The sequence below is a fragment of the Dorea formicigenerans genome, from assembly GCF_025150245.1.
GTDB classification, from domain to species: Bacteria; Bacillota; Clostridia; order Lachnospirales; family Lachnospiraceae; genus Dorea; species Dorea formicigenerans.
This window is the reverse complement of record NZ_CP102279.1, coordinates 2,256,429-2,269,028: the sequence shown is the minus strand read 5'-3', so window position 1 is coordinate 2,269,028 and position 12,600 is coordinate 2,256,429. Positions and strand designations below refer to the sequence as shown.

The following is a 12,600-nucleotide window of genomic DNA, read 5'->3' as shown; positions in this document are numbered from 1 at the left end:
GTATGAAAAATGACTAGAACGATTGATTTTCCACATCTGGGAATACATCTTTCTTCAGTAGGGAATCATATTACGGTATTTGGATTTGATATTGCTTATTACGGAATGATCATAGGTGCTGGGATTCTTGCCGGAATTTTTATGGCAGTATATGAAGCAAAAAGAACTGGACAGAAAGAAGAAGATTATTATGATCTGTCTATTTGTGCAGTAATCATTTCAATTATCGGTGCCAGGGCATATTACGTGATTTTTTCATGGGATATGTACAAAGATGACCTGCTTAGTATTTTTAACCTCAGACAGGGAGGACTTGCAATTTACGGCGGTGTGATCGCAGCGGTTCTTACAGTAATTGTATTTGCAAAAGTGAAGAAATTATCAGCAGCACAGATCTTTGATACAGCAGGTCTTGGACTTGTACTTGGACAGGCAATCGGACGCTGGGGAAATTTCTTTAACAGGGAAGCATTTGGTGAGTATACAGATGGATTATTTGCTATGAAACTTCCGGTAGATGCAGTCAGATCTTCGGATATCACGGATTTAATGAGAAAACACATGGAAACAGTGGATGGGGTATCTTATATTCAAGTGAGCCCGACATATCTTTATGAGTCTATGTGGTGTCTCGCCTTGTTGATATTACTGTTGTTGTATCGCAGACATAAAAAGTTCCAGGGAGAAGTATTCTTGATGTATCTGCTTGGATATGGTGCAGGAAGAGTATGGATCGAGGGATTAAGAACAGACCAACTCTGGATTCCGGGGACAGAAATTCCGGTATCACAGGTTCTTGCCGGAACCATTGTAGTTGTATCATTTGTTTTGATTGTATATAATCGAATAAAGGTTAAGAAAAAAGCTGCTTGTTAGGCAGCTTTTTTAGTGTTATCGCATTAGAATTAGAAGCGTCGTTAATTTTGTATCAAAAAAGGAACAAAAAGAAACGGAGAATATCTAGACTTTTAAGAAGTGCCGGACTATAATATAAGATATATGTAAAGAATTAGTTTTCTTGAATAATGTCTAAGGAGGAACAACAAAATGGCAAGAAAAATGAAAACCATGGATGGTAATCAGGCCGCAGCACATGCTTCATATGCATATACTGAAGTAGCAGCTATTTACCCAATTACACCATCATCTGTTATGCCGGAGCATGTAGATGAGTGGGCTACAGAAGGCAGAAAGAATATATTTGGAGAGACTGTTCAGGTAACAGAGATGCAGTCAGAGGCTGGTGCAGCAGGAGCCGTTCATGGATCCTTGGCAGCAGGAGCACTTACAACAACATTTACAGCATCTCAGGGATTGCTGTTGATGATTCCTAACTTATATAAAGTTGCAGGGGAGCAGCTTCCTGGAGTATTCCATGTATCAGCTCGTGCACTTGCAAGTCATGCACTTTCAATTTTTGGAGATCACTCTGATGTTTACGCCTGTCGTCAGACTGGTGCAGCTATGCTGTGTGAGTCCAGTGTACAGGAAGTTATGGATCTGACACCAGTTGCACATTGTGCAGCATTAAAGGGAAAACTTCCATTTATCAACTTCTTTGATGGATTCCGTACATCACACGAGATTCAGAAGATTGAGACTTGGGATTATGAAGATCTGAAAGATCTGGTAGATATGGATGCAATCGATGAATTCAGAAAACATGCTCTGAATCCTAATCACCCATGCCAGAGAGGTTCCGCTCAGAACCCGGATATCTTTTTCCAGGCAAGAGAAGCATGTAACCCATACTACGATGCTATGCCGGCAATCGTTCAGGAGTACATGGACAAAGTTAATGCTAAGATTGGAACAGATTATAAACTGTTTAACTATTATGGAGCAGAGGATGCTGAGAAAGTCATCATCGCTATGGGATCTGTCTGTGATACTATTGAGGAGACAATCGATTACTTAAGAGCAGCCGGAGAGAAAGTCGGAGTTGTAAAGGTTCGTCTTTACAGACCGTTCTGTGCACAGGCACTTATCGACGCTATTCCGGACACTGTAAAATATATCAATGTTCTTGACAGAACAAAAGAGCCAGGAGCAGAAGGAGAGCCATTATATCTGGATGTCGTATCTGCACTGAAAGGATCTAAGTTTGATAGTATTCCGGTTAATTGTGGACGTTATGGATTAGGTTCTAAAGATACAACACCGGCTCAGATCGTTGCTGTATTTAACAATGTTGACAGAAAGAGATTTACAATTGGTATTGAGGATGATCTTACACATCTGTCACTGGAAGTTGGAGCTCCGCTGGTTACAACACCAGAGGGAACAATCAACTGTAAGTTCTGGGGACTTGGAGCAGATGGTACTGTTGGAGCTAACAAGAACTCTATCAAGATCATTGGTGACAACACAGATATGTATGCACAGGCTTATTTTGATTATGATTCTAAGAAGTCCGGTGGTGTTACAATGTCACACCTGCGTTTCGGTAAGAAGCCAATCAAATCTACTTACCTGATTCACAAAGCAAACTTTGTAGCATGTCATAATCCATCTTATGTAAATAAATATAACATGGTTCAGGAGTTAGTAGACGGAGGAACATTCCTTCTGAACTGCTCATGGGATATGGAAGGTCTTGAGAAACATTTACCGGGACAGGTAAAAGCTTACATTGCAGACCACAATATTAAATTCTACACAATCGATGGTATCAAGATTGGTAAAGAAATCGGACTTGGCGGACGTATCAATACAGTTCTTCAGTCAGCATTCTTTAAGCTTGCAGCAATCATTCCTGAGGAAGAGGCAATCGACCTTATGAAGAAAGCAGCAAAAGCTACTTACGGAAGAAAAGGTGACAAGATTGTACAGATGAACTATGATGCTATTGATGCCGGTGCAAAACAGGTTGTAGAGATTCAGGTTCCGGATTCATGGAAATCTTGTCCGGATGAGGGACTCTTTACTCCGGAAGTAAAAGACGGCCGCGCAGATGTAGTTGCATTTGTTAAAAATATTCAGTCAAAAGTTAACTCACAGGAAGGTAATAACCTGCCAGTATCTGCATTTGTTGATTATGCTGATGGTTCTACACCTTCAGGATCTGCTGAGTATGAGAAACGTGGTATTGCAGTAGATATTCCGGTATGGAAATCAGAAAATTGTGTACAGTGTAACCGTTGTGCATATGTATGTCCACATGCAGTTATCCGTCCGGTAGCACTTACAGAAGAAGAGCTCGCTAAAGCACCGGAAGGAACAGAAGCAATCGATATGATCGGTATGCCAGGACTGAAATTTACAATGACAGTATCTGCTTATGACTGTACAGGTTGCGGATCTTGTGTCAATGTATGTCCAGGTAAGAAGGGTGAAAAAGCTCTTGTTATGGAGAACATGGAAGCAAATGCAGGTTCTCAGAAAGCATTTGACTTTGGTCGTGAGATCGAGGTAAAACCAGAGGTTGTTGCGAAGTTCAAACCTGCAACAGTAAAAGGAAGTCAGTTCAAGCAGCCACTGTTAGAGTTCTCAGGAGCTTGTGCAGGATGTGGTGAGACACCATATGCAAAACTGGTAACTCAGTTATTTGGAGATAGAATGTATATCGCTAATGCTACAGGATGTTCTTCTATCTGGGGTAACTCTTCACCATCTACACCATATACAGTAAACGCTAAGGGACAGGGACCGGCATGGTCTAACTCACTGTTCGAGGATAATGCTGAATTTGGTTATGGTATGTTACTTGGCCAGAAGGCTATCAGAAAGAGATTAAAAGCAGAAGTTGAGACAATTGCTGCAAGCGATAAAGCATCTGCAGAAGTAAAAGCAGCTTGTCAGGAATATCTTGACACATTTAACTGTGGAGCATCTAATGGTGACGCTACAGATAAACTTGTTGCAGCATTAGATGGTTGTGATTGTGATACATGTAAGGACATCGTTAAGAACAAAGACTTCCTGGCTAAGAAATCCCAGTGGATCTTTGGTGGAGACGGATGGGCTTACGATATCGGATTTGGCGGTGTAGACCATGTTCTTGCAAGTGGCGAGGATATTAACATCATGGTATTCGATACAGAGGTTTATTCTAACACAGGTGGACAGGCTTCAAAGGCTACTAAGACAGGTGCTACAGCACAGTTCGCAGCTGGTGGTAAAGAGACAAAGAAGAAAGACCTTGCAGGAATCGCAATGAGTTACGGTTATGTATATGTTGCACAGATCGCTATGGGTGCTGATTATAACCAGACTGTAAAAGCAATTGCAGAGGCAGAGGCTTATCCGGGACCATCACTCATCATTGCTTACGCTCCATGTATCAACCATGGTATTAAGAAAGGTATGAGCAAAGCTCAGACTGAGGAGCAGTTAGCAGTAGAGTGTGGATACTGGAATAACTTCAGATTCAACCCTGCAGCAGAGGGCGCTAAGTTCACACTGGATAGCAAAGAGCCTAAGGAAGAAGGATATCAGGAATTCCTGGACGGAGAAGTACGTTACAACGCACTGAAGAGAGCTAATCCGGAGAAGGCAGCAAGACTGTTCAAGAAAAACGAGCAGGAAGCTATGGAGAGATACGAGTATCTGAAGAAACTTGTAACACTCTATGGAGCAGAAGAGTAGAATTGAATCTATAAAGGATACGAGAATTCAAGTGAACTTGAATTCTGATGTGTCATTCATGTAAATTAGAGGAGTGATATTGTATTTAGTACAATATCGCTCCTCTTTTGAATTGCCAAGCATACGACAAAAAGGTCCGGTGGACCTTTTTTAGTTTCGGATGTTCAAAAATGCCTCGGCATTCTTGCTGCGAGGTGCGCAGTAGAAGTATGTCATGCAATTGCATGATATACTTCTTTTACAACTGCGGACTATGCAAACTATACAAATTTAAAAATGTAAATTTGTTCACATTACTAAAATTGGTAACGATACCAAAAAAGCTTTTGACAAATTAAAAAAACAGGATTATTCTGTAGGTGAAAAGAAAAACAAGGAAGAATGAAAGGAGACAAAAAATTGGCAACGATATCAGACGTGGCCAGACTGTCAGGATTATCAGTATCAACAGTCTCCAGAGTTATTAATAATAAACCTCATGTCTCAGAAGAGAAGAAACGGAAAGTAAAAGAAGCAATGGACGCACTTGGTTATAGTCCACTGCAGGCAGCAAGGCAGATGAGAGGATCAGGATCAGGAAATATTGCAGTATCCATTCCGAGTATCACGAACAGCTTCTTTGCATATCTGGTTGATTCTATTGAGAGAACATGCCGGAAGTACAATTACAGAACACTGATTACTCAGACATTCGGAGAGAAGGAACGAGAGGAAGAAGCAATGGAGCTGGTGCGTATGCATCATGCAGATGGAATTATCCTCTGTGCGATTGAGAATGACTGGGATAAGATCAGATCCTATGAGCAATATGGAAAAGTGGTTGTATGCAATGAATACAACGAAGATACAAGCATTTCTACGGTGCGTGCAAGACAGTATGAAGGTTTCTATAAAGCAACAGAATATCTGATTGGAAAGAATTATCAGAAAATTGCCTACTGTACAGGAAGCCGCGGGGTGATGCATCAGCCGAATGGAATGAATATTGACAGTGACCGTTACAGTGGCTATATAGAAGCACTCGCAGCACATGGAATGACAGCAGATCCAAATCTCAATTTTACGAGAGCAAAGACCATGGACGATGGTAGAAGAATTCTCGAAGAGATACTAAAAAGGGAGAACCGTCCAGATGCAATCATTGCAGGAAGTGATGAGGTGGCAGCAGGAATTCTTACAGAAGCTATAAATCAGGGGATTAAAGTTCCAGAGGATTTGGCAATCGTAGGTGTGGATGATCAGCCGATTGCGTCACTGTTACCAATCCCGCTGACGACGATTCGGCAACCAGTGCAGGACGAAGGAATGCTCGCAGCAAAAGAGATTATCAGGCAGCTTTCAGAGGAACCAGATGATACAGTTAGAAAAGAATTAGAACTGGAATTGGTCATCAGACAGTCAGCATAGAAAAGTCATAACAATAAAAAACCAGCATATCGAATTAGAATATTACTAAGAAAATGATGTGCTGGTAAATTTTGAAACTAAATTGGTATCGATACCAATGAAAAACAAAAATTAAAATGTAAAGAAATCAGGAGGAGAACAAAATGGTAGTATTAGCAAGAATTGATCAGAGACTTATTCACGGACTGGTAGTAAATCAGTGGGCACCGGCACTTCAGGTAAAGAGATTTATGGTTGTAGACGATGTGCTCTGCAATAACGATGATATTAAAGCCAGCATGAGAATGGCAAAACCTGCAGGAACAGGAGTTTCCGTTATCAGTACAGAGACAGCAATCACAAACTTCAAAGCCGGAAAATATGATGGACAGAGAGTTCTGGTTCTTGTGAAAGAGCCAGAGACATTGATCAAATTGATGGAAGGTGGAGTTGAAATTCCAAAGGTTGATCTTGGAATCATGTTCAACGAAGATGGAAGAGAGGCAGTTACAAAGTTCATTGCCCTGAATGATAAAGAGAGAGCAGATCTTCAGACAATCAAAGACAAAGGGGTTCCGGTAGTTATTCAGTATGTGCCGACAGATGCAGAGGAAGCATACTAAGAAACATTATAAAAAACAGATTAAAGGTTAGAAAATAGAGTTTGAGGTGAAAAATTATGACAGTAATACAGGATATATTAATCGTGATTTTAGCAGGTTATATGACCATTGACCAGAATGGACCGGTCGTACTTTCCTGGTTCTCAGTAATTGTTGGAATGATTTCAGGACTGATTATGGGAGATATGAATACAGGACTTGTAATTGGTGGTACCTTCCAGTTAATGTCCCTTGGTGTTGCAGCGCTTGGTGGAGCATCTGCTCCGAACTACGGACTTGCGACCATTATCGGTACATTTATTGCAGTCCGTACCGGAACAGGGACAGATGCAGCGCTGGCAGTCGGACTTCCGGTAGGACTTCTTGCGATTCAGTTAGAAGTTGTTGTAAGAATTGTAAATAACTTTGTAGCGCATAAGATGCAGAATGATAATAACGCAGGAAAATGGGGCAGAATGAACCGTGAGGCATGGCTTGGACCTGCAATCTGTTCCCTCCAGACAGTGATTCCTACCATTATTGTCGTATGCTTTGGTGCGAATGTAGTAAACTTTATTTTAAAATTTATTCCAGAGTGGGTAACAAATGGACTCTCAATAGCAGCAGGAATGCTTCCGGTAGTCGGAATCGGAATGTTGATGCGTTACATGCCGGTAAAGAAATTCCTTCCATTTATATTAATCGGATTTGTACTTTCCGCTTATTTAAATGTACCGGTACTTGGAATTGCAATTGTAGGATTTGCTGCAGCTTTCTGGTATTTTACAACAGAGCTTAGAAAATCAGATGCGACAGAGGCAGTAACTGTAGCAGCAAATACAGTAACAGAAGAGATGGGAGATGATTTCGATGAGTAATGAGATGAATACAGTAAATCAGAAAAATACGCAGACTCCGGTAGAGCAGACTGCAGATGGAAGATATAAAGTAACAAAACGCGATCTTAGAAGAACAGCAGCAAGATATAACTTCATGGCATGTAACATTTTCAACTATGAATCTCAGATGGGACCGGCAGTTGCCTGGGCGATGGCACCGGTACTTCGCAAGATTTACAAAGATGATGAAGAATATAAAGCAGCGTTAAATAACCACTTTAACTACTACAATTCAACAACAGCTATGTCCAGTGTCATCTTAGGAGCAACACTTGCCATTGAAGAAAAAGACGGAATTGAAGCAAAAGAGACAGTACAATCATTAAAAACAAGTCTTATGGGACCATTTGCCGGAGTCGGCGACACATTGATCTGGGTATTGTGGCCGACAATTATGGGATCTATATCAGGATATATGGCACAGCAGGGCAACCCGCTTGGAGCAATTGTATGGTTTATCTGCAACATTCTGTTCTGGTTTGTGAAATCAAAATTATTTGAAGTTGGTTATACTTCTGGAACAAAGCTGATTACAAATCTTGGAAAGCGACTGGCAGTATTTACCGAGGCAGCCTCTATTATGGGACTGAGCGTTGTCGGTGCGCTGATCGCGACATCGGTTAAGATGACAACGGGACTAAATTTTAAAGTCGGTGAAGTTAAACTTGCTCTTCAGGCAGATGTCCTTGATAAGATTATGCCGGCACTTCTTCCGGTACTTCTGACCGTACTGGTTTACAAACTTCTTGGAAATAAGAAATGGACACCTACAAAATTAATTCTTTTGATTATCGTAATTGCATTGGTTTGTTCATTCTTTGGAATTCTGACGGTATAAATATTCTAAAATGGCTCCTGTCTATCATACAGACAGGAGCTATAAAATTAAAAGCATAGTAGAGAAAGGAATAGATGGATTATGAAACGTGTAATTGTAATTGCATCTCATCACAGAATGGCTGATGGATTAAAGGAGACATTGAATTTTATCACAGGCGGGCTTACAGAGGTTGTTTCTTTAAGTGCCTATGTAGATAACCGTCCGGTGGAGGAAGAGATTGACGAACTGATGAATGGATTCGCAGATGAAGACGAGGTGGTTGTCCTCACCGATCTGACATCTGGAAGTGTTAATCAGAAATTCTTCAAATACCGTAACCGTCCACATACTCATATTGTCAGCGGAATGAATCTTCCACTTGCAGTTACGGCTGCTATGGAGCCTCAGGACGATTATATCAGTACCGAGCGTATGGCACAGATTGTGGAAGAGGCAAGAATGGAAATTAAATATGTAAATGCAATTGCAGATGATGGAGATGATGAAGATGAATAGAGCGGATTGGTGGAAGAAAAGCGTTGTATATCAGGTGTATCCGAAGAGCTTTAAGGATTCTAATGGAGATGGAATCGGAGATCTGAACGGACTGAAGGAAAAGCTTCCATATCTGGAGAAGCTAGGAATCGATGTAATCTGGCTGAATCCGATTTTCCAATCACCACAGGTAGACAACGGATATGACATTTCAGATTACAGACAGATTGAACCGACACTTGGAACTATGGAAGACTTTGACGAACTTCTTGCAGAGGCACATAAGCACGGAATTAAAATTATTCTCGACCTCGTAGTGAACCACACTTCCGATCAGCATCAATGGTTCCAGGAAGCGAAAAAATCAAAAGACAATCCATATCATGACTATTATATCTGGAAAGATGAAGTGCCGAATAACTGGGGATCCAGTTTCGGTGGCTCTGCATGGGAGTATGTAGAAGCAGTTGATCAGTACTATCTTCACTGTTTTGCAAAAGAGCAGCCGGATTTGAACTGGGATAATCCGAAGGTCAGAGAAGATGTCTATGACATCTTAAGATTCTGGCTGGATAAAGGCATCGACGGATTCCGCATGGATGTTATTACATTGATCTCCAAGGATCCGACATTCCCGGACGGACCGATCATACAAAATAAAGCATATGGAAGCTATTATGCAGGCTGTGCAAGTGGTCCGAGAGTTCACGAATATCTGAAAGAAATGAATCGGGAAGTACTGAGTAAATATGATATTATGACGGTTGGGGAAGCACCGCATACAAGCGCTGACGAAGCAGTCCCATACACGGCAGCCGGTGAGAAAGAGCTGCAGATGGTCTTTCATTTTGACCATATGCATTTGGATTATGATGAAAATGGAAAATATGCAAAGACAAGAGTAAAGCTTACCGACTTAAAGCGTGTCATGACTGAGTGGCAGGAAAAAATGCATGCTTGTAATGGCTGGAACAGTCTCTACTGGAGTAATCACGACCAGGCAAGAGCCGTAACAAGATTTGGAAATGAAAGTCCGGCGTATCGCGTTATTTCTGCAAAAATGCTCGGAACCGTGCTTCATATGATGCAGGGAACACCATATATTTTTGAAGGCGAAGAGCTGGGAATGACCAATGCGTTTTTTGATAAGATTGAAGATTACAGAGATCTGGAAGCGATTGATATCTTTAAAGATTTCACAGGTAGAAAGGGATTTTCCGAGAAAGACACACTGGAGCTTTTGAGACTGAAATCCAGGGATAATGCAAGAACACCAATGCAATGGGATGACACAAGACATGCGGGATTTACGGAAGGTATTCCGTGGATTGATGTGAATCCAAATTATACAGAGATTAATGCAGAAAAATGTCTGGAAGATTCGGATTCTGTATTTTACTATTATCAGAAGCTTGTAAAACTACGTCATGAAGTTTCAGTAATCACAGATGGTGAGTATGAACTTCTGGATGCCGAAAACGAAAAAATATATACGTATCTGAGAAAAGGTGAGAACGAATCATTGGTTGTCGCAGCGAACTTTACGGATGAAGAAATCGACTATCAGGTAGACGAAAAAGTGAAGGCACAGGAGAGCAGCCTGCTTATTTCTAACTATGGAGACGCACCGGATACATTTAACAATCATCTTACATTAAAACCATATCAGGTTTATGTGTATATGATAAGATAACAATAAAGATAAAAACAATTCCTTGAAAATGTGTGATGTTGTCTTTAACATAATATTTTCAGGGAATTGTTTGGTTATAAGGAGTAAAATATGGGAAAGACAGAGAATAATAGAACAATTAAACTTCTGGCCCTGGATGTGGATGGAACTTTATTCGATGATAACGGAAAAATCAGCCAGGCGTCTATTGATGCAATGAATCAGGCAAAAGAGGCAGGAATAGAGGTTGTGCCGACATCAGGAAGAGATTATGATGGAATTCCCTGGGATCAGTTAAAAAATGTAGATATTAATTATGTTATCACGACAAATGGAAGTGCAGTTTATGAGGCAAAGACGAAAAAATGTCTCTATGAAAAATATCTGGATTCCGGGAAAATGATTCCGATATTTGAATATCTTCTGAAAAAAGAAATATATATCAATGTATTTGTAGATGGTGTCAGTTATACACCTGTTCAGGTGTATCCTTATATTGACAATCTGGATCTTCCGGACTATGTGATCCAGCACATGAAAGAGAATCGAAAAGGAATCAATGATTTGATAGAATACTTAAAAAACGGTGATGCAAAGATGCAAAAAGCAACTTTAAACTTTCAAAAGCAAGAAAAAGATAAACTTTTGAACCGGGAGGAAGTGCAGGAATATCTGGAAGAATGTCCAGATATCAAGGTTGTTAACGGAGGATTCAACAATCTGGAATTTACAAAAGCTGGCACAAATAAAGCCTCTGGACTTAAGCTCCTTGCAGAGTATCTTGGAATGACTATGGATGAAGTTATGGCAGTTGGAGACAGTGAAAATGATATTGAGATGTTAAGAGAAGCAGGACTTGGAATTGCCATGGGGAATGCAACTGATGACGTGAAAAGCGTAGCAGATGATATAACACTGGATAATGGGCATGAAGGTGTTGCAGCTGCGATTGAAAAATATATATTATAGTATCGAAAAAGGGAATATAAAATAATAAGGTATTAAAAAGCCTGTTGTTGCAATAATGCCGAGGCATTCTTGAATTATATACATAAATGGAAATAAAACGGAATGATATTGAAACTGTATTGAATTAATATGGAAAATATGATAATATAATGGAAAGAATAAGATGTTATATCAGCTGGGAGTCAATCTCCCAGCTGATATAGCCTCCGGCAGGATTGCAGAGGTGCGCAGTAGAAGTATGTCATGCAATTGCATGACGCGCACCTCGCAGCAAGAATGCCGAGGCATTCTTGAACAGTGGAGGAGATGCGATGACGGTAGAAGAGATGAAGCAAAGAAAAAAGGAATTTGGTTATTCGAATGAGAAACTTTCAGAGCTTTCGGGAGTACCGCTTGGAACGGTGCAGAAAGTTCTTGCGGGAGTTACCAGATCTCCAAGATATGAAACTTTAATTGCGCTTGAAAGGGTATTGAAAAAGCAGACAGACAGAATTGGTGAAGCGTTACCAGAGACGTCTGAAAAGAGACAGGGTGATTATACGGTAGAGGATTATTATTTAATTCCGAAGGAAAGACGTGTTGAACTTATTGATGGCGTGATTTATGATATGGCTTCACCGACTGCCATCCATCAGATCCTGTCTACAGAATTGTGTAATATAATCCGGTCATATATCAGTCAGCAGAAAGGAAGATGTATTGTCATGGCTGCACCTATGGACGTACAGCTTGATTGTGACGATAAAACTATGGTGCAGCCAGATGTTATGGTCGTCTGTGACCGTGACAAGATTACAAGAAAATGTATATATGGAGCCCCGGATCTGGCAGTGGAGATACTTTCTGATTCTACAAAGAAAAAAGATATGTATGTGAAACTGGGAAAATATATGGATGCAGGAGTTCGGGAATACTGGCTGGTGGATCCGAAGGGGAAGAAGGTTATTGTGTATGATTTTGAAGCAGAGGTAACACCGTCTATTTATGGATTTAGCTCCAAAGTTCCAGTGGGTATATTCAAAGGAGAATGTGAAGTAGATTTTGCAAAGATTTATGAATACATTAGCTTTCTGTATGAAGAAGACGATGTGTAAAAAGAGACGTGGGGCATAAAGCTGTATGCGTGATCCAGAAGATCAAGGGTCATGTGTACAGCTTTTCTTTGCTTAT

General features: G+C 40.5%; 10 protein-coding genes. All 10 read left to right on the top strand.

From position 1 onward, the window contains the following. Positions 1-9: 9 nt before the first annotated feature. The 10 genes from lgt to NQ560_RS10975 all read left to right on the top strand — a co-directional run bounded on the left by lgt (position 10) and on the right by NQ560_RS10975 (position 12,524). The gene (lgt, locus tag NQ560_RS11020) at positions 10-876 is read left to right on the top strand and encodes a prolipoprotein diacylglyceryl transferase (protein ID WP_005334322.1); all 867 of its coding nucleotides are present in this window, start codon (positions 10-12) and stop codon (positions 874-876) included. Positions 877-1,047: 171 nt separating this feature from the next. Then, a complete protein-coding gene (gene nifJ / locus NQ560_RS11015; protein WP_005334321.1) occupies positions 1,048-4,587 on the top strand; it encodes a pyruvate:ferredoxin (flavodoxin) oxidoreductase in 3,540 nt (1,179 codons plus the stop codon). Positions 4,588-4,986: 399 nt separating this feature from the next. Continuing rightward, on the top strand, positions 4,987-5,994 hold the full coding sequence (locus NQ560_RS11010; RefSeq protein WP_022279181.1) for a LacI family DNA-binding transcriptional regulator: 1,008 nt from the start codon (positions 4,987-4,989) through the stop codon (positions 5,992-5,994). A 143-nt stretch (positions 5,995-6,137) separates the two neighbouring features. Continuing rightward, positions 6,138-6,596 carry a PTS sugar transporter subunit IIB gene (locus NQ560_RS11005; protein ID WP_005334319.1) on the top strand — a complete coding sequence of 153 codons (459 nt, stop codon included), beginning with the start codon at positions 6,138-6,140 and terminating at the stop codon, positions 6,594-6,596. A gap of 56 nt (positions 6,597-6,652) precedes the next feature. Continuing rightward, complete coding sequence (locus NQ560_RS11000; protein ID WP_005334318.1) at positions 6,653-7,453, top strand: PTS mannose/fructose/sorbose/N-acetylgalactosamine transporter subunit IIC; 801 nt, start codon at positions 6,653-6,655, stop codon at positions 7,451-7,453. Further along, positions 7,446-8,312 (top strand): PTS system mannose/fructose/sorbose family transporter subunit IID, encoded by an 867-nt coding sequence (locus NQ560_RS10995; protein ID WP_005334317.1) that lies wholly within the window; start codon positions 7,446-7,448, stop codon positions 8,310-8,312. Before NQ560_RS11000 ends, NQ560_RS10995 begins: the two co-directional genes overlap by 8 nt. An 81-nt stretch (positions 8,313-8,393) precedes the next feature. After that, complete coding sequence (locus tag NQ560_RS10990; RefSeq protein ID WP_005334315.1) at positions 8,394-8,810, top strand: PTS sugar transporter subunit IIA; 417 nt, start codon at positions 8,394-8,396, stop codon at positions 8,808-8,810. After that, positions 8,803-10,482, top strand: a complete 1,680-nt coding sequence (locus NQ560_RS10985; RefSeq protein ID WP_040015582.1) for a glycoside hydrolase family 13 protein — start codon at positions 8,803-8,805, stop codon at positions 10,480-10,482. Before NQ560_RS10990 ends, NQ560_RS10985 begins: the two co-directional genes overlap by 8 nt. A gap of 90 nt (positions 10,483-10,572) precedes the next feature. Next, positions 10,573-11,430, top strand: a complete 858-nt coding sequence (locus NQ560_RS10980) for a Cof-type HAD-IIB family hydrolase (protein ID WP_005334311.1) — start codon at positions 10,573-10,575, stop codon at positions 11,428-11,430. Positions 11,431-11,741: 311 nt separating this feature from the next. After that, on the top strand, positions 11,742-12,524 hold the full coding sequence (locus tag NQ560_RS10975) for a Uma2 family endonuclease (protein ID WP_005334309.1): 783 nt from the start codon (positions 11,742-11,744) through the stop codon (positions 12,522-12,524). Positions 12,525-12,600 lie beyond the last annotated feature (76 nt).

Coding starts and splice junctions, on each gene's coding strand:
- lgt (WP_005334322.1), top strand. CDS start 10: ATGACTAGAACGATTGATTTTCCACATCTGGGAATACATCTTTCTTCA.
- nifJ (WP_005334321.1), top strand. CDS start 1,048: ATGGCAAGAAAAATGAAAACCATGGATGGTAATCAGGCCGCAGCACAT.
- NQ560_RS11005 (WP_005334319.1), top strand. CDS start 6,138: ATGGTAGTATTAGCAAGAATTGATCAGAGACTTATTCACGGACTGGTA.
- NQ560_RS11000 (WP_005334318.1), top strand. CDS start 6,653: ATGACAGTAATACAGGATATATTAATCGTGATTTTAGCAGGTTATATG.
- NQ560_RS10995 (WP_005334317.1), top strand. CDS start 7,446: ATGAGTAATGAGATGAATACAGTAAATCAGAAAAATACGCAGACTCCG.
- NQ560_RS10990 (WP_005334315.1), top strand. CDS start 8,394: ATGAAACGTGTAATTGTAATTGCATCTCATCACAGAATGGCTGATGGA.
- NQ560_RS10985 (WP_040015582.1), top strand. CDS start 8,803: ATGAATAGAGCGGATTGGTGGAAGAAAAGCGTTGTATATCAGGTGTAT.
- NQ560_RS10980 (WP_005334311.1), top strand. CDS start 10,573: ATGGGAAAGACAGAGAATAATAGAACAATTAAACTTCTGGCCCTGGAT.
- NQ560_RS10975 (WP_005334309.1), top strand. CDS start 11,742: ATGACGGTAGAAGAGATGAAGCAAAGAAAAAAGGAATTTGGTTATTCG.